This window comes from Duganella sp. CF402, assembly GCF_900109645.1.
In the GTDB taxonomy this organism is placed as follows: domain Bacteria; phylum Pseudomonadota; class Gammaproteobacteria; order Burkholderiales; family Burkholderiaceae_D; genus Rugamonas.
Map to the genome: position 1 here is coordinate 1428021 of NZ_FOBG01000001.1, position 16705 is coordinate 1444725.

The 16705-nt window shown below is 64.1% G+C and carries 15 protein-coding genes; 3 read left to right on the top strand and 12 right to left on the bottom strand.

Annotation, left to right across the window (positions count from 1 at the left end):
* Positions 1-10: 10 nt before the first annotated feature.
* Together BMZ70_RS06355 and BMZ70_RS06360 are read right to left on the bottom strand one after the other, a co-directional pair.
* Positions 11-1000, bottom strand: coding sequence for a sugar phosphate isomerase/epimerase family protein (locus BMZ70_RS06355; protein ID WP_092271367.1), 990 nt, complete (start codon positions 998-1000; stop codon positions 11-13).
* Between the two features lie 23 nt (positions 1001-1023).
* Positions 1024-2241 carry an MFS transporter gene (locus tag BMZ70_RS06360; RefSeq protein WP_092271369.1) on the bottom strand — a complete coding sequence of 406 codons (1218 nt, stop codon included), beginning with the start codon at positions 2239-2241 and terminating at the stop codon, positions 1024-1026.
* A gap of 204 nt (positions 2242-2445) precedes the next feature.
* Between BMZ70_RS06360 and BMZ70_RS06365 the strand changes: the two genes are divergently transcribed.
* From BMZ70_RS06365 to BMZ70_RS06375, 3 genes are read left to right on the top strand one after another with little or no spacing between them, the layout of a single operon-like run.
* Entirely contained in the window at positions 2446-3471 is a 1026-nt protein-coding gene (locus BMZ70_RS06365) for a LacI family DNA-binding transcriptional regulator (protein ID WP_175500759.1), read from the top strand.
* 16 nt (positions 3472-3487) lie between these two features.
* Entirely contained in the window at positions 3488-4402 is a 915-nt protein-coding gene (locus BMZ70_RS06370) for a LysR family transcriptional regulator (RefSeq protein WP_092271371.1), read from the top strand.
* 19 nt (positions 4403-4421) lie between these two features.
* A complete protein-coding gene (locus tag BMZ70_RS06375) occupies positions 4422-5900 on the top strand; it encodes an MFS transporter (protein ID WP_092271373.1) in 1479 nt (492 codons plus the stop codon).
* Here BMZ70_RS06375 and BMZ70_RS06380 read toward each other — a convergent pair.
* The 10 genes from BMZ70_RS06380 to BMZ70_RS06425 all read right to left on the bottom strand — a co-directional run bounded on the left by BMZ70_RS06380 (position 5884) and on the right by BMZ70_RS06425 (position 16687).
* On the bottom strand, positions 5884-6789 hold the full coding sequence (locus BMZ70_RS06380; protein WP_092271374.1) for a TIM barrel protein: 906 nt from the start codon (positions 6787-6789) through the stop codon (positions 5884-5886). The genes BMZ70_RS06375 and BMZ70_RS06380 overlap by 17 nt on opposite strands.
* Positions 6773-7537: a TIM barrel protein gene (locus BMZ70_RS06385; protein WP_092271376.1), complete on the bottom strand. Its 765-nt coding sequence runs from the start codon at positions 7535-7537 to the stop codon at positions 6773-6775. Before BMZ70_RS06385 ends, BMZ70_RS06380 begins: the two co-directional genes overlap by 17 nt.
* 1 nt (position 7538) lies before the next feature.
* Entirely contained in the window at positions 7539-8771 is a 1233-nt protein-coding gene (locus tag BMZ70_RS06390; protein ID WP_092271377.1) for an MFS transporter, read from the bottom strand.
* On the bottom strand, positions 8768-9724 hold the full coding sequence (locus BMZ70_RS06395) for a sugar phosphate isomerase/epimerase family protein (RefSeq protein ID WP_092271379.1): 957 nt from the start codon (positions 9722-9724) through the stop codon (positions 8768-8770). The genes BMZ70_RS06390 and BMZ70_RS06395 overlap by 4 nt, the downstream gene beginning before the upstream one ends.
* Positions 9725-9733: 9 nt before the next feature.
* Entirely contained in the window at positions 9734-10684 is a 951-nt protein-coding gene (locus BMZ70_RS06400; protein ID WP_229205314.1) for a sugar phosphate isomerase/epimerase family protein, read from the bottom strand.
* A gap of 82 nt (positions 10685-10766) precedes the next feature.
* Entirely contained in the window at positions 10767-11417 is a 651-nt protein-coding gene (locus tag BMZ70_RS06405; protein WP_165403513.1) for a TetR/AcrR family transcriptional regulator, read from the bottom strand.
* Between the two features lie 28 nt (positions 11418-11445).
* Positions 11446-13140 carry a GMC oxidoreductase gene (locus BMZ70_RS06410; RefSeq protein WP_092271382.1) on the bottom strand — a complete coding sequence of 565 codons (1695 nt, stop codon included), beginning with the start codon at positions 13138-13140 and terminating at the stop codon, positions 11446-11448.
* Between the two features lie 9 nt (positions 13141-13149).
* Positions 13150-13806: a gluconate 2-dehydrogenase subunit 3 family protein gene (locus BMZ70_RS06415; RefSeq protein WP_092271384.1), complete on the bottom strand. Its 657-nt coding sequence runs from the start codon at positions 13804-13806 to the stop codon at positions 13150-13152.
* 14 nt (positions 13807-13820) lie between these two features.
* Complete coding sequence (locus BMZ70_RS06420) at positions 13821-15980, bottom strand: TonB-dependent receptor (protein ID WP_229205315.1); 2160 nt, start codon at positions 15978-15980, stop codon at positions 13821-13823.
* Between the two features lie 101 nt (positions 15981-16081).
* Positions 16082-16687 carry an NADPH-dependent FMN reductase gene (locus BMZ70_RS06425; RefSeq protein ID WP_092271386.1) on the bottom strand — a complete coding sequence of 202 codons (606 nt, stop codon included), beginning with the start codon at positions 16685-16687 and terminating at the stop codon, positions 16082-16084.
* Between the last annotated feature and the right edge of the window lie 18 nt (positions 16688-16705).

Sequence of the window (16705 nt, forward strand, 5' to 3'; positions counted from 1 at the left end):
CTGGTTCCCCTTAAACTTCGCCCAACAGGCGCTTGAACATCTCTTGCTGGCGGCGTACCTGCTCGGCGCCATCCACTTCGAAGGCGTCCTCGATGTGGCGCTGGCCTTCGTACTCGCTCGACAGGTGGCCGTCGTAGCCGCCCTCGATCAGCACCGGAATGATTTCCTCGTATGGAATCGCCGGCTCCTTGCCGCCGTCGTCGATCTCGTAGAACTTGGCGTGGATGTTGAAGATCCACGGCATGAATTCCAGCATGCGGCGCGGATTGCTCCAGATGTTGTGGCGGATGGTCTCGGCCATTTGCAGGTCGACCGGGTTACCGCCCATCTTGCGCACATCCATCAGCACATAGTCGGCCAGCACGCGCGCCTTGTGCGCTTCGAGGATGAACTCCACAATCTTCGGCGTGGCGCCATTGCGCAGGAAGCGGTCGCGGAACACCGGCGGGTAGTTTTTGGTGTACATGCCCATGTCCGGCACATAGCCCACGTGGTCGGAGCCGGTGGCGCGCGTCAGTTCGGTGTAGCGTAGGATCCACGGATGGTCGAAGTGGAACGGCGAGTGCACCTCGATCCCCATGCGCACGTCCAGCTGTTCGGCCAGCGGCACGCAGGCCACCACCACTTCCGGCGGCGTGTTGACGATCACGCGCACATTGCGGCAGCCGATCTTCTTGGCGAAGTGCAGATCGCGCTTGAGCGACGCCACCATCTCCTCGAAATTCAGTTTGCGGTCCTTGTACAGCTTCACGTCCAGGAACATGTCGTGGCACTGGGCATAGGCGCCGTGGCGTTCCAGCGATGCGAACCAGCCGTCGATCTGCGCCTGCGGCACGTTGGGGAAGCCGGTGAACGACTGTTCGCTGACTACTTCGATGCCCTTGGCGCCAAGGCTGGCGGCATGGGCGATGCAGTCGTCAAGGGTCATCTTGCGCAGGAAGGTCTCGTATTGGTAGCTGTAGAGCGAGACGCCGCGCTTGATGCTGTGCTGAGTTTTCATACTATAAACCTCTGGTTGAGTTATTAGAGTGCGACGCTGGAAGGCGACGCCGGTGCCCGCAAGCGCAGCACGCAAGCCAGCAGTGCGCAGACGGCGGCGATCACGCCGAAGGCGACAAATGCGCCCTGCAGGTTGCCGACCGCGCCGCGCATCAAGTTGACCACGGCCGGCGACAGGAACTGCGCCACGAAGAAGGAACTGGCCCACCAGCCCATGCCGCGACCACGGTGTTCGAACGAGAATTTGCTTTGTGCCCAAGCGATCAGCGCCGGCACGATCAGGCCATTGGCCAGCTGCTGTACAAAGGCGAAGGCCAGCGCCACCTTGTAGTCCGGCGCCATGCCGATGCCGCCCAGGCCTATCGCGTAGCCGACGAACACCAGGAAGATCTGGGTGCCCGAGCCGTAGCGCGTGGTCAGCTTGAACAGCACCGCGCCGATCGGCACTCCGATGCTGGGAATCGCCATGCTCAAGCCGATCGATTTCGGATCGCCCACGCCCAGCTCTTTCAGCAGCAGCGAGAAGTTAATCACCTGGACGTAGTAAATGGTCGACAGGATCACGGTCACACCGCACACCACCAGCCCCGCAAGATAAGGGAATGGGGTCGACTGCACTGGCGCCACGCCCGCTGCGGCATTGCGCTTGCTGCGGGATTCCGGCTCGAACAGGAAGGCCAGGCTGGCCACCAGGATCGGAATCGCCACCGCGTACACCAGGAAGGGATACTGCCAGCCCTGCGCCGCCAGGAAGCCCGAGCTGGCGATGGTCACCGTGCCCAGCACCGAGCCAACCACGCCCTGTATCATCAGCCAGCGGTGGCGTTCCTGCTCTTCGTAGTAGTCGGCCAGCAGAGTGTTCACCACTGTCAGCACGCCGGCCTCGCCGATGCCGATCACCACCCGGCCGGCCACCACCGCCCAGAAGTTATCGATCACGAACGGCATCAGGCCACCACCGCCATAAAACGCCATCGCCCATAACAGCAGGCGGCGACGCCCAAAGCGATCGGCGATCACGCCGGCGGCCGGCGCGAACAAGGCGATGCAGGCGCTGGGCGCGGTAATCAACAGCGGCACCATTAATTTGGCGTTGGGCACATCATGGAAGTGCGCCAGCAGCGTGGGCAGGGTCGGCGCCAGCGCGATAATCGCCATCACCGGCAGGAAGCCGGAAAACACCAGGATCCAGCCCTGGCGCCAATCAGCCTTCCGGGGCGCCGGAAAATCAGAACTTTGCATTACTTGTCTCCTTTGTTGTCGTTTTGCCTGTACATGCAGGAAAACCTGGTCACGGAAAAATGATAGCGCTTTCCCGGCCTGCGCTCCACCGATAAATGCGCTTGTACAAGGCTTTTTATCGATATGTCGTATTGATATCTTGGATACCTGAAAAGGGCGGTTTTTACGGTATATTAGGAAAAACTTTTCCTGATTTATCACACAATGCCATCATCAGCCATCAAGATCCGAAACAAACCCGCCGCCACCGCCTCCATTTCGGCAGTGGCCGAGCGCGCGGGCGTGTCCATCGCCACCGTATCGCGGGTACTGAACGGCACCAAGGCGGTCAATGCCGATACCCGCGAGCGGGTCGAAAGCGCGGTCGCCGAACTGGGTTACCGCGCCAACGCGCTGGCCCGTAGCCTGATGCGCGGCGAAACCCGCTTGTTATTAGTACTGGTGCCGGACTTCGCCAACCCCTACTTTGCCGAAATCGTCAAAGGCGTGGAGTCGGTCACGCGCGCCAATGGCTATGGGCTGGTGATCGCCGACGCTTCGCAAACGCTGTCGCGCGACAGCGCGGCGCTCGATTCACTGTACAACCGGCTGGCCGATGGCGTCATCAGCCTGGCGCGCTTCGCCGACCTGAAGCCGCTGTTGCAGGAGATTCCCGATCTGCCGTGGGTGGCTTGCTCGGAATTCGTCGAAGACAGCGATGTACCAAGCGTCAGCATCGATCATCGCCAGGCCGCCATCGATGCGGTGCAGTACCTGCTCAATCGCGGCCACAAACGGATTGCCCTGTTGAGCGCCAGCGAGGACTATCGCTGGGCGCGGCAACGCCACGAGGGCTATGAATATGCACTGCAGCGCGCCGGCATCGCGGTCGAACCGCAGCTGGTGCGGGTGGCGCGCGGCACCGATTACATCCACGGCATGGAAGCCGCCGGCACGCTGCTGGCGATGGAGCATCCGCCGACCGCCGTCTTCGCGGTGGCCGACACCCTGGCCATCGGCGCCATCAAGGCCTTCCGCCGCGTCGGCCGCCGCGTGCCGGAGGACGTGGCGGTGCTGGGCTTTGACGATATCCCGGTGGCGCAGGTGTTCGAGCCGGCGCTGACCACCATCGCGCAGCCGGTGCGCGAACTTGGCGCGGCGGCGGCGGAGCTGCTGCTCAAGCGCCTGGCCGGCGGCGCCGCCGAATCGCGCACGCTGGATCATGCACTGATTGTGCGCCAGTCGGCATAACGCTTGTGGAGCAGCCATGCGTTTCAACAAACTCGATTTGAACCTGCTGGTGGCGCTCAATGCGCTGCTGGCCGAGCGCAATATCAGCCGCGCAGCGGAAAAACTTTACCTGAGCCAGCCCGCCACCAGCGGCGCGCTCTCCCGCCTGCGCGCCTACTTCAACGACGAGCTGCTGGTGCCCTCGGGCCGTCAACTGCTGCTGACGCCCCGCGCCAAGGAGTTGGTGGAGCCGGTGCGCGAAGTGCTGATGCGGATCGGCACCACCATCGCCGCCCAGCCGCAGTTCGATCCGGCCGCCGAAACACGCGTGTTTACGCTGCTGGTGTCGGACTACACCACGGCGGTGCTGATCCCGCCGCTGCTGGCGGCGCTGTATCGCGAAGCGCCCAACCTGCGCATCCGCCTGCGCGACCAGTCCGACCGCGCCAGCGAGCTGCTGGAACAGGGCGAGGCCGACTTCCTCGTGATTCCGTCGCAGTACACGGCCAAGGACCATCCGTCCGCCGCGCTGTTTGAAGAGGACTACCTGTGCGTGACCTGGGAGGGCAACACCCGCGTACGCGAAGGCCTGACGTTTGACGACTACCTGGCGTGCGGCCACGTCATCGCCACCTTTGCCAATCACGGCACATCGTCGCTACCGACATTTGACGGCTGGTTCATGGAGAGCTTCGACGTCAAGCGCCGGGTGGAAGTGACGGCGCCCACCATGACCGCCCTGCCCTCGCTGGTGATCGGCACCGACCGCATCGCCACCGTGCATCGCCGCATTGCGCTGCATGCGCTGGAGACCCTGCCGGTCAAAGTGTGGGAACCGCCGCCGCGCATACCGCGCCTGGTACAGATGCTGCAATGGCATAAGCACCGCAGCAACGATTCAGCCCTGAGCTGGATCCGCGACAAAATCATCCAGACCGCCGCCGGCGTCTGACTTCAATCAAAGGAAAACTATGCATCAAGCCGTTCCCGGAGCGGAGGGCAGCGCTTACGCTGCCGCCGCCGCATTCACGCCCCGCCGCCGCCTTTTGGCCCTCGTCGCCGTGGCACTGGCGTTCGTGATGGACCTGCTCGACACCACCATCGTGAACGTCGCCATTCCATCGATAGGCTCCACCATCGGCGCCAGCAAGGCCGCGCTGGAATGGATCATCGCCGGCTATGCGACCGCGTTCGCGGTGCTGCTGATCGTCGGCGGCCGGCTGGGCGACAGCCACGGCTACCGCCGCATGTTCCTGCTCGGGATAACGCTGTTCACCGCCACCTCGATGGCTTGCGGCCTGGCGCCGGACGCGCTGTCTCTGCAAATCGCCCGCGTACTGCAAGGCGCCAGCGCGGCGCTGATGGTGCCGCAGGTGATGGCGCTGGTGCAGGTGATGTATCCGCCAGAGCAGCGCTACAAGGTCTACACCGTGTTCGGCTTCCTTGGCGGCTTCTCGGCGGCGCTTGGCCCCATCATCGGCGGCCTGCTGATCGACGCCAACTGGTTCGGCCTTGGCTGGCGCCTGACCTTCCTCATCAACCTGCCGATCGGTTTATTCAGCCTGCTGGCCGGCGCGCGCCTGCTGCCGGCGGGCCGTGGCGTCAATGCGGTGCCGGTCGACGTGCGTGGCGCCGCGCTGTCGGTGCTGCTGCTGTTCGCGCTGCTGGCGCCACTGATCGAAGGCCCGTCGCGCGGCTGGCCGCCGGCCTTGATCGTGGTGCTCGCGGCAAGCGTTCCCCTGGCGTGGGCCACCGTGCGCTATCTGGCGTGGCGCCAGGCGGCGCGTGGCGATGCGCTGGTGCCGCTGTCGCTGTTCAAATTGAAGAAGGTCGCTCTCGGCCTGCTGTGCACCCTGACCATCAATCCCATCCTGCCCGGCTACCTGCTGGTGATGACCTTCGTGCTGCAAGCCGGCATCGGCCTGGGCGCCTCGCAGATGGCCTATGCCTGCGCGCCGATCGCTCTCGGTGCGATGGGCGGCATCACCATGATCGGCCCGCGCCTGTTCAAGCTACTCGGCGTGCGCGTGATGATGATCGGGCTGACGGTTACCACCATCAGCTTGTGCCTCGCCGGATGGTCAGTGCATGGCGGCGTGCTGCAATACTGGCCGCTGCTGGCAGCGCAATTTGGCATGGGCTTGGGCATGGGATTGTGCGGCCCGCAGCTGTCCAACGCCACCTTGCAGGATGTGCCGATGTCGGACGCCGGCGTGGCGGCTGGCTTGCTGACGGCGGTGCAGCAAGTCGCTGCCGCCCTGGGTGTGGCGCTGGCCGGGCTGGTGTTCTTCCATGACCAGCCGGCTGCGTCGGCGGCTGCGGCGCACTACGCACAAGCTTACCTGCAAGTGCTGCCGCTATTCGCCGCACTGGTGATGGTCGCCATGACAGGCGCCCATCACCTGGCCAGAGTGATGCCGCTGGTGCCGCGCGCTAGCGGCCTTCGATAATGCCGATACATTTACGCAACAACGCCACCTTGTCCTGAGCGGCGGATGGCGTCCATTCATGGCTGACAAAACCTCGATAGCCCAGGTCCGAGATGGTCCTGGCGAGATGGCGGTAATTCAGTTCCTGCGTTTCGTCTATCTCATTCCGGTTCGGCACACCGCCGGTATGGAAATGGCCGATCAGGTGAATATGCTTGCGCAGGAAATTGGTGATATTCCCATCCATGAGCTGTGCATGATAGAGATCGACCAGCAATTTCACGCGCGGCGAGTTCACTTGCGTGACCACGTCCAGCCCCCACGGCAAATGGTCGAACATGCTGCCCGGCGGTTCGGGAGGACCGCCGGCATGGCCCGAGTTGATGTTTTCCATCACGATGGTGACGCCGCGCTGCTCCGCTTGCGCACGTAAGCGCTCCAGAAAGCCGATCGCATTGCGTTTCCCGGCTTCGTAGCCTACCTCGCCCCTTGCCCCGCAGGTCACCAGGATGTTGGGAATCCCGTTCGCAGCAGCGGCATCGATACGGTCCCTGAACGCGGCTTCGAACAGGCCATCCCGATCGGGTGTTCCGATCGCGTTCCAGCCGGGAGGACCGGCCGGCGCGCGGGCCAGGGTGGATATGCCACCGCCATAGTCGACCCTTAGCACCGACATAACCAGGCCATATTTTTTCAGCAGCGGCCAGTCCAGGGGATTGCTAACGAAGTCCAGCGCCTGTATGCCCAGCGATACCGCCATCTTGCATGTGTCTTCAAGATCGGCATTGAACAGGTGTGGCGTCAGTCCTTGCCGCAATCGCTCGCGCGACATGGCGGAAGGACTGGCTGCGTAAGCGCCTGCCAATGCAAGCGCGGATAGAAAACGCCGGCGGTTAAATGCCGAGCGCATGGCGGGATCTTTCCAACGACGCGCCGTCAGCCGCAGTCGGGAAATACTCAAGCCCGATAACGCCCTGATAGCCTTTTTGGCGCAGCGCCGCCATGATGTCTCCCCAGCCGATATCGCCGGTGCCCGGTTCGTGGCGGCCGTTGGTGTCGGCTACCTGCACGTGGGCGATCAGCGCCATGCGGTTGCCGATGGCGGCGACGAAGTCCTCTTGCGTTTGGGCGGAGTGGTAGGCGTCGGCCAGCAGGCGCAGCGCCGGGCTGTCCACCGCCGCGACGATGTCCAGTCCACGGCCCACAGTGTCGACGAACATGCGCTGGCCGTTCACCACCATGTAGACCGGTTCCAGCCACAGCACCACGCCAGCCTGCTGCGCCAGCGCGGCTGCGCGTTTCAGCACACGGACGGCGGCGTCGAACTGTTCGCCCTCGGCCACATCCGGTCGGGTGAAACCGGAGGCCAGGATCATGGCGCTGTTGAAGCGCTGCGCCACCGGGACGGCGTCGGCGACTGCTGCCAGCACGGCCTCGTGGTCGGCAGGATCGACCAGGCTGCGGCGCGGCTCGACGCAGAAGCTAAGCAGTTGCGAGCCGGTCTCCTTCAGTGCCGCCTCGATGGCGTCGAGCGGCTTCTCGCGCCACAGGTGGAACTCCACGGCTTTCACACCGGCCGCGCTGGCGGCGCGGATGCGCGCGGCCAGGTCCTCGCCGGCATCGGCGAACATCCATTCAATACAAGCTGCGATTTGCATATCATTGTTCTTTCTGAGTGAGAGTCATCACGATGGCTGCGACAATGCATACACCGCCGATCACGGCCACGCTGCCAAGGAAGCTGAAGCCCGCGCTGCCGATCAGCGTGACCAGCGGTGGACTAAGGAATTGACCGAGGAAGAATGCGCCGCCCCACAGGCCCATGCCGCGTCCGCGATGTTCAAAGCTGTACTTTTGCAGCGCCCAGGTCACCAGCACCGGCAGCATCAAGCCGCCGCCGACCTGGCCCAGCGCGTCCAGCGGCAGGCCGATGGCGAGACTGGGCGCCCATGCGACGCCGAGATAGCTGGCGCCGTAGAAGGCCAGGATCACCGCCATCCAGCGCGCCACCGTCGTCTTGCCGTAACGTTTGAACAGGTAGCCGCCAACCACAGTGCCCAGGCTTGCGATGGTCGCCAGCACGCTGATGCGCTCGGGCGACGCCACGCCCATGTCGCCGAAGATGCGGCCGTGCTGCACCGCCTGCACGAAGAACACCAGCGAGAACAGCACCGTCACGCCGCCCACCAGCAGCGCAACGCGCCACGGGAACGGCGCGGCAGCCACCGGCTGGCCGGCGTGCGCTTGGACATGGCGGCCAGGCTCCCAGCACACCAGCCACACCAACGCCAGCACGGCAAAGCCGCTCAGGTACAGCAGGAAGGGATAGCGCCAGTGCAGGCCAGCCAGGAAGCCGCCGGACAGCAAAATCGCGGAGCCGATCAGCGGCGCGAACATGTTCTGGTAGCCGAGCCACTTCTGGCGTTGTTCGCCTTCGAAGTAGTCGCCCATCAGCGCGTTGCCGACGGTGAGGATGGCCGCTTCGGCCAGCCCCACCACCACCCGGCTGGCGACGATCAACAGCAGGCTGTCGAACATCAGCGGCGCGTGGCCGAGCAGCGCGAAGGCGAACAGCGCCGCCAGCAGCAGCTTGCGCCGCCCCCAGCGGTCCGCGATGGCGCCCATCACGCCGGAGAACAGCGCAACGCACAGCGACGGCACGGTGATAATCATCGGCACCAGCAACTGGAAATTCGGCACCGAAGAGAATTGCTGGAACAGCTGCGGCAAGCTGGGAACCAGCGCCGCCAATGCCAGCGTGGGCATGGCAAGGATAGCCATCAGCGCGATGCCTTGTGCCGCTCCGGCGCGACGTCCGCCGGCAGCCGGCGGGGCAGCATCGGCCACGTGGGCTGTGGCGGTGGACGCCACGGGTGGCTGGAGCGGATTCATGACAGCCGTTCCAGCACGTTCTGCCGGTACCAGCTATTGAGCATCATGCCGGTGGCGATGGGCTCGGGGCCTTTGTCGCTTTCGACGATGATCCAGCCCGCGTAGCGCTGCTCGCGCATGGCCGCCAGCAGCGCCGGGAAGTCCACCAGCCCGGTGCCCATCTCGCCAAACCAGCGCTGGATTTCACGCTCGCCGCCCGCCGCAATCAGCGCCCGCTCCGCGTTGGGCAGCTGGTACTCGCCCAGCGTGTCCACCGCCAGCGCATCCTTGAAGTGGAAGTGCAGCACGCGCGCATGGAAGCGCCGGTACAGCGCCACCACGTCATGCCCGGCGATGGTCAGTTCCGCCGTGTCGAACGCCAGGCCGACCGTATCGGCATCGCACAATGCCAGCAGCTGTTCCAGCTCGTCGGCCGTGCGCAGCGCCGACAGCGCATCGATATGCAGCGCCACCTTCAAGCCCAGCGACGCCGCCATCGCGCCCACCGCATTCCAGCAATCGGCCGCCGCCTGCAGATGCTCCGCATTCAGCGCCCCCTCCTTCCAGAACGACGGAAACGGCCGCACCACCAGCAATTCCCCGCCCAGCTCCGACAGCATTTCCGCATGAATGCGCGCCTGCGCCACAATGCGCGCATGGTCCGCCGGCTGGGTGCTCATCAAGCCGAAGTGCAGCTCTTCAAAACTCATCACCGTCGGGTCGAAGAAGGTGCTGGCCACACGATTGATGCCCAGCTCTTTCAGCTTCAGCCTGAAATGCGCCGCCGAGCCGTAATTGATCGCGACATTTTCTGGCCGCCCGATCGGATCCCAGCGCCCGCTGCCCGCGTTCAGCTCCACCGCATCGAAGCCGCAAGCCGCCGTCACCTTGAGCGCGCGCTCGATCTCTTCCAACCGCGCGAAACTGGTGAAGCCGGCCTTCCATTGATTAACGCCATATCCCCATTTGATCATTTGTTCACCTCACGCGTAGATTTTTTTCAGGACGTGCTGGATATACCAGGCCGACAATGCCGTGCTTTCCGGGTAGTTGCCGCCGCCGACATCGGCCTTGTCGTGCTCGACGCCGACCCAGCCCTCGTAGCCGCACTCCTTCATCGCCTGCATCATCGCGGGGAAGTCCACCAGGCCGCCCTCTACGCCCATCTCGTGGAACCAGCGCGGCGTGGTCGGCGCCATCACCTCGGCGTCCGGCTTGCGGCGATAATCGCCGGTCAGATCAACGTGTTTGGTGTCTTTCATATGGAAGCCGCCGCAACGATCATGCAGCTTCAGATACAAGTCCACCGGATCGACGCCCGCGATCACGTGCTGCGCCGTGTCGCAGTAGAAGAACACATAGCGCGGATCGGTCCATTCGTAGAACTTGCGCAGCTGTTCGGCGCTGCGGATACCGCAGAAGAACTCATGGTGGCAGCAGGTCTTGACACCATATTCCAGCGTCATCTTGCCGACCCGGCTCCACAACTCCGCGCAGGCGCGCAGCTTGTCGTCGGTGACCGGCTCCACGTCGTAGTACAAACCGGCCGGCATCACGATGAAATTCTCCACGCCCAGGCCGGCGCTGGAACGCATGATGTGCTGCGCATAGTTGAAGATGTGGTCATGCGTCGAACGCACGTGCGGCGCGCTCTGGCGCTCGTCGTACATCACCGCATGGAACAGGCTAAGCACCTTGTCGATGCCGCGTTCCTGCATGAAGGCGCGCGCATTTTCCAGCGAGCCGAATAGCTCGCGCAGCGGGCCAAGGTGAAAGTCAAACGTCTCGATCGCCTCGTAACCGATGGCCGAGATCTGTTTGAGAAACGCGTCGAAACGCTTCACCGAGGTGTATTGTGAGAGTTGCCCTTGCGGGGTGTCGATGCGCCAATGGTCCATGTAGGCCCAGCGCAGTTTGCGTGCGGGTGCAGTCATGCCTTTCCCTTTCCGGAATCAGAATGTTGATTAGGTTTTTGTGCGCAACCTGGAACGCGGAGGACCCGCGCCCCACGCCTGGTCAGCGCTTGGGAGGCGTAAACAACAGGAATGCCAGCATCATGTCACTCAAGTCTTGCAACAACTCGTTCCACTTGCTGGCTTCACCCTGCCCGCCGACGCTATCGAGTCCGAGGAAGCGGGCCTGGGTGGCATAAATCAGCAGCATTGATGTATCGATCGCGCGCTCCGGCTGCGGATGGCGGATCTCTTTGGAGCAGGCCTTCAACAAGGCGATGAACTTGCCGTGGTTCTCAATAAACGACTTCTTGCCGGCAGCCTCGATGGCGGCGTCGGTGGCGCTGCGCAGCATGAAGGAACGCAGCACGCTGGCGTTGTCCTTCAAAATATTACCGAGTCCCGCCACCACGGCCGGCACTACCTGCGCCAGGCCGCGCGCATTCTTGGCGATGTGTTCGGACTCCTTGTTGAACTGCTCGGCCATCCGTTCCAGGAACAGCACCTGCACCGCGCGCAGCAATTCATCCTTGCCAGCCACGCGTCCATACAGCGAACCTGTGGAGACGCCAGACCGTTCGCAAATCTCGGCCAGCGTAATCTGGTCGTAGGAACGCTCACGCAGCAATTCGATCGTGCCTTCGATGATGCGTTCGAAGGATTGACGGCTGCGGCCTTGTTTCGGCGCGCGTGCATGAGCGGTGATGGCTGGCATAGGTTCTTTGCTGTATCGGGACATGGGATTATAGACGACCCGCCTTGAACTCGGCCACGGCAAAGTCCACCGCCCGCGCCGTCAGCGCCATGTAGGTCAGCGACGGGTTGACCGTGCCGCTGGACGCCATCGCCGCGCCGTCGGTAACGAACAGGTTGGGCACGCCGTGCACCTGGTTGTGCGCGTTCAGCACCGACTCCGCCGGGTTGTGGCCCATGCGCGCGCCGCCCATCTCGTGGATCGACACTCCGGGAATCGCCCGCGACGGGATCAGCTGCACACGCTCTGCGCCGGCGGCCTTCAGCATCATCTCCGCCTGCTTGCCCGCGTCGACCGCCATCTTGCGCTCGTTCTCGCCGTAGGCCACGTCGAAGCTCAGCTGCGGCAAGCCGTAGTTGCCCAGCTTTTTGTCGTTGAGCGTGACGCGGTTATGCGCCTGCGGCAGCTGTTCGCCGAACGCGCCGAGGAAGGCCACCCACTTGCCGGGCCGCGCGATATTGTGCTTCATGCCCGCGCCGAAATCGTCGGTCAGCGCGGCGGTGTTGGTCCAGTCGTCGCGCATGGCGCCGCCCTGGAAGCCGTAGCCGCGAGTGAAGTCGGCATCGGCATCCTGCCCGCCGATGTTGCGGAAGCGCGGCACCAGGATACCGGTGGCGCGGCGGCCCTTGTAGTTGCGGTCTTCGAAGCCCTTGATCTCGCCGAAGGCTGCCACGCCGTGGTGGTCGATCAGGTAGCGACCCAATACATCGCTATGGTTGCCGATGCCATTCGGGTGCGCGGCACTGCGCGACTGCAGCAACACTTGCAGCGTGCCGTAGGTCGAGGCGCACAGAAAGATCACACGCGCCTTGAAGGCCATGCGCTTGCCGCTCCTGGCGTCGACCACGCGCACGCCGCTGGCCTTGCCAGTTTTCGGATCGACATCGATGGCTTCCACCACGCTGTCGGTGCGGACCGTGAGGCGGCCGGTTTTCTGCGCCGCTGGCAGGGTCGAGCTCAGGGAACTGAAATACGCGCCGAACGAGCAGCCGCGATTGCAGATATTCCGGTTCTGGCACTGGCCGCGCCCATTGTGCGGCACCGTCAGGTTGGCCACGCGGCCGATGGTGACGCGGCGATCGGTCCACTTGGCCTCGATGCGCTGCTTCAGCGCCGCTTCCAGCGCGGTCATCTCCATCGGCGGCAGGTAGTGGCCGTCCGGAAAATGCTCCAGCCCTTCCGGCTGGCCGCTCACGCCGATGAATTTCTCCACGTGCGAGTACCACGGTTCCAGGTCGGCGTAGCGGATCGGCCAGTCGTTGCCGTGGCCATCGCGCGCGTTGGCGAGGAAGTCGTCATTACCCCAGCGGTAGGACTGGCGGCCCCACGTCAGCGAGCGGCCGCCCAGCACATTGGTGCGGTGCCAGCGAAATGGCTTGATTTGTTCGTACGGATTTTCACGGTCATTGATCCAGTAATGGCGGTTGGCCCAGCTGAAGGCACCGCGTTCGATCTTGCTCTGGATTTCGTAGTCGCGCGCATACAGCTCGCGTTCCGGCAGGCCGTGGTTGGGCGCCTGCCACGGCGGCGTGAATTCGTGGATGTAGCCCTTCTGGTGTTCAAGATTGGCGCCCCGTTCCAGCACCAGCACTTTCAGGCCCTTCTCGGTCAGTTCCTTGGCGGCCCAGCCGCCGGTGATGCCGGAGCCGATCACGATGGCGTCAAATTGCGTAGTTTTGCTCATGCTCGATCCTTAGATGACGACCTGGTACGGCCAGTCCTTGATATCCACATTCGATTCAAACTTGCCGGGCACCGGCATGTAGCGCAGCTCCTGGTTGCTGCCCGCTTCAGAGGTGAAGTAGCCCAGCACCACCAGGTCCCGCAGGCGCAGGTAGAACGGCGCTTTTGGATCGAGAATGCGGTCGGTCAGCGAGAAGGTGCGGCCGCCGTATGGGCTGGACGCGCGCAGCGCCTGCAGCACTTCCGCGCCCTGCTCCGGTGAGCAGGCGGCAAAGCCGAGCTGGTAGCGCTCGCGGGCGCTGGCATCGAGGCCGGCGAGGCCTTTGCGGAACAACGCCGCCTCGTCGTCAGTCATCCAGCCGGTGAACAGCGCACCGACAAACTGCGGCACGCCGGCCTCTTTTGCGCCCGGTGTGTCGGTGGCCGGCACGATGACTTGCGCCGCCGCCGACAAGATCGCCATCTCTTCGGCGCCCAATGCGGGGCGCAGCACCGCTGGCGCACCGGCCTTCTTCAGCGCCGCAGCGGCGGCCGGAGCGCTCCAGGTTGCGGCAATCGCGCCGCCTGCCAGCAGCGCGGCCAGCACGTCGCGCCGCGACACGCCACCGGGCGCCGCGCCGGACGCGAAGCCCACCGTCTTGGCAAATTCCATTTTACTGATCTTCATGCATCACCTTTCTGTCAGAACTGCGTGCCTGCGCGCAGGCCAATGGTGCGCGGTGCGCCGATGCCGAAACCGCCCGGCAGCAAGCTATCCAGCGTCACCGAGTTTTCGAGATTGCGTGCATAGGCCTGCACGTAGTGGCGCTGGTCGGCCGAGGTGTAGGTTACGCCGATGTCGCTCTTGCGGTAGGCCGGCTGGCGGTAACGAATCGCTGCCGCCGAATCGCTGAGGAAGTAAGCGCCGTTCAAGCGCGTGCCGATACGGGCCGCGATGGTGGCGCCGCTGTCCAGCGCAAAGGAGTGGGTGTAGCTCAGGCTCCCGTTGTAGGCCGGTGCGCGGTCGATCTGCTGGCCGGACCAGTCGGCGGTGTCGTTCGGATGGTACTTCTGGAACTTGCCGTCCGACGTCGCCAGCGAGAAGTTGATGCGGTCGTCCGCCGTGACGTTGTAGCTGCCCTCCACTTCCACGCCCTTGATTCTGGCGTTGGAGGCGTTGGTGGTCAGCGCGCCGCAATTGGCCGCCGTGCCGGCGCCGGTGCAGACCACGGACGTCAGCTGCATGTCCTTGTAATCGTAGTGGAAGGCCGCAGCGCTCAGGCGCAGCTTGTTGCCGAAGAAGCGGCCCTTGATACCGCCTTCCACCGAGGTGATATTCTCCGGCAGGTATTCCTTGCCGCTGGTGTCGTTAAAGCCGCCCGCCTTGTAGCCGGTGGACAGGCTGCCGTACACCATGACGGCCGGCGCCACGTCGTAATCCGCAGCGAGGCGGAAGTTGGACTTGGAGCTTTCCACGTGCGCGGTGTAGCCAGGCCCGGTGGTGCTGCCGCTCAGCGCATCACGGCCGGACTTTTCATCGCGCGTGGTGCGGGCGCCGAAAGTCACCCGCAGCTTTTTGTCGAAGCGGTAGGTCAGCTGGCCAAAGGCGGCCTTGGAACGGCTCTCGATACTCGGCGCGAACGGCACCACGATCAGCGGTCCCGGCGTCACCGTGTTGTAGCTCGATGCGCGGAAGATGTCCTCGTTGAAGTGGTACACGCCGGCCACCCAGCTCAGGGCCGAATCGCCTGCGGAATTCAGGCGCACTTCATGCGTGCGCTGGGTCGAGCCGCCGGTGACGTAGTTATACATCGGGAAGCCGAAGTAGGTACCGTTGTTCAGCTGATCGACTTCCGCACGCAGACGGGCAAACTGGTAGGTCAGGTCGGCCGCGCCGCCAAGGCTGGTCTTGAATTCGGAACGCAGCGACGTCGCCACATCGGCCTTGTGCGAGCCGATATCCGCATACTGCGCGGCGGCAGTCAGCTGGGTGCCTGCGCCACGGTCGACGTACTGCGGATTGGCGAGATTGTTCCCGCCGGCGATTGGCGTGCCGGTGAAGAAGTTCGTCAGCGGCACCACGCTGGAACCATTGCCGCCGGACTTGCTGCGTTCCGCGGTCAGCAACCACGAAGTCTGCGGCGTGAAGGTGAGCAGCGCATGCAGGCGGCCGGCGTTGTCGTCCTGGTCTTCCAGTCCGATCTTGTTCGGGCCCGGATTCTGGTAGGTGTCGTGGCTGACCTTCACCGCCGCCGCGCGCAGCGCCAGCGTGCTGTTGACCGGGATATTCACCACGCCTTCCAACCGGCGTGCATTATAGTCGCCGATTTCCACATCGACGCGGCCTTCCAGCTTGTTGGTCGGCTTATTGGTAATCAGGTTGATGGCGCCGGCGGTGGCATTGCGGCCATACAGCGTGCCTTGCGGGCCGCGCAGCACTTCGATCCGTTCCAGATCGAGGAAGGCGCCAAGCTGCGCCTCGGTACGGCCGATGTAGGCGCCGTCGACGTTGAAGGCTGTCGAGGAGTCGCCCTTCTCGCTGGTGTCCAGACTCACCACGCCGCGTATCGCAACTTGCAGCTTGCCGTTGTCGGTGGAGATTTGCACGTTCGGCGCCAGCTCGGTCAGGGCCACCGCGTTGGTGGCGCCGGCCTGGCGCAAATCGTCGCCGCCCAGCACCGACAGGGCCAGCGGCGTTTTCGATGCGGGTTGCGCGGTCTTCTGCGCGGTGACGATGACTTCCTGAATCTGGCCGTCCTGGGCGGCGGCGCTGGCGGCGCACAGGCCAGCGAGGATGAGGGTCGATTGCGGCCGAACGAGCATGGCGCGCAACCGCTGTTGAATCACGGTTTGCTTAAGCACAGTTGTCTCCGATGTTCTTGTAGTCCGCACGCGCCTGTTATCGTTCAGACGTCATGTGCGGACCAGAATAGCATAAATTAGAATACGAATTCCAGTTTTATTTAACTCGCCGACGACGGGCTGCGGACGCCCACCACCTGCTCCGCCAGCATACGCAAGCTGCTGCTGACTTGCGCATCGGTGCACTGGCCATCGGCGTCGAACAGCTTGACGCCGGCGGTGTTGAGGGTGACGCCCAACGGCGTCGGCCAGCCGCGCAGCGCGTGCACGATGGAGCGCATCGCGCCCAGCGTGGTGTTGCAGCCTTGCCACCCGGCGGCGGTGACGATGCAGCCGACTGGCATGCCGTCGAGGTACACACGTTCATCGGCGCGCAGGTCTTCCAGCAGGTCGATGGCGTTTTTCACCAGGCCCGATACGCCGCCGTGGTAGCCGGGCGAAGCGAAGATCACTGCATCGGCGCGACGCACGGCTTCCACCAGTGCGGCCTGGCCTTCGGTGCGTTCTTTCTCTTCGGGCGAGTAGCCTGGCAGCGAGGCCAGTGCTTCGCCGCCAAACAACTGGGTCACGGCGCCCAATTCTTCGGCGTGGCGCAGCGCGGCTTGCAACGCGCTCTCGGTGCTGGAACCGGGGCGCGTGGTGCCGCCGATGCCGACGATGAAGGGCGCGCGGCCGTTGGCGCGGGCGTTGTTGGTGTATTTGTTCATGATGTGTCTCCTGTATTG

What these genes read in the sequence shown, in the direction of transcription:
- BMZ70_RS06370 (WP_092271371.1), top strand. Translation starts at nt 3,488, where the DNA reads ATGCGTTTCAACAAACTCGATTTGAACCTGCTGGTGGCGCTCAATGCG.
- BMZ70_RS06355 (WP_092271367.1), bottom strand. Translation starts at nt 1,000, where the DNA reads ATGAAAACTCAGCACAGCATCAAGCGCGGCGTCTCGCTCTACAGCTAC.
- BMZ70_RS06365 (WP_175500759.1), top strand. Translation starts at nt 2,446, where the DNA reads ATGCCATCATCAGCCATCAAGATCCGAAACAAACCCGCCGCCACCGCC.
- BMZ70_RS06390 (WP_092271377.1), bottom strand. Translation starts at nt 8,771, where the DNA reads ATGAATCCGCTCCAGCCACCCGTGGCGTCCACCGCCACAGCCCACGTG.
- BMZ70_RS06375 (WP_092271373.1), top strand. Translation starts at nt 4,422, where the DNA reads ATGCATCAAGCCGTTCCCGGAGCGGAGGGCAGCGCTTACGCTGCCGCC.
- BMZ70_RS06400 (WP_229205314.1), bottom strand. Translation starts at nt 10,684, where the DNA reads ATGACTGCACCCGCACGCAAACTGCGCTGGGCCTACATGGACCATTGG.
- BMZ70_RS06395 (WP_092271379.1), bottom strand. Translation starts at nt 9,724, where the DNA reads ATGATCAAATGGGGATATGGCGTTAATCAATGGAAGGCCGGCTTCACC.
- BMZ70_RS06380 (WP_092271374.1), bottom strand. Translation starts at nt 6,789, where the DNA reads ATGCGCTCGGCATTTAACCGCCGGCGTTTTCTATCCGCGCTTGCATTG.
- BMZ70_RS06385 (WP_092271376.1), bottom strand. Translation starts at nt 7,537, where the DNA reads ATGCAAATCGCAGCTTGTATTGAATGGATGTTCGCCGATGCCGGCGAG.
- BMZ70_RS06415 (WP_092271384.1), bottom strand. Translation starts at nt 13,806, where the DNA reads ATGAAGATCAGTAAAATGGAATTTGCCAAGACGGTGGGCTTCGCGTCC.
- BMZ70_RS06360 (WP_092271369.1), bottom strand. Translation starts at nt 2,241, where the DNA reads ATGCAAAGTTCTGATTTTCCGGCGCCCCGGAAGGCTGATTGGCGCCAG.
- BMZ70_RS06405 (WP_165403513.1), bottom strand. Translation starts at nt 11,417, where the DNA reads ATGCCAGCCATCACCGCTCATGCACGCGCGCCGAAACAAGGCCGCAGC.
- BMZ70_RS06410 (WP_092271382.1), bottom strand. Translation starts at nt 13,140, where the DNA reads ATGAGCAAAACTACGCAATTTGACGCCATCGTGATCGGCTCCGGCATC.
- BMZ70_RS06425 (WP_092271386.1), bottom strand. Translation starts at nt 16,687, where the DNA reads ATGAACAAATACACCAACAACGCCCGCGCCAACGGCCGCGCGCCCTTC.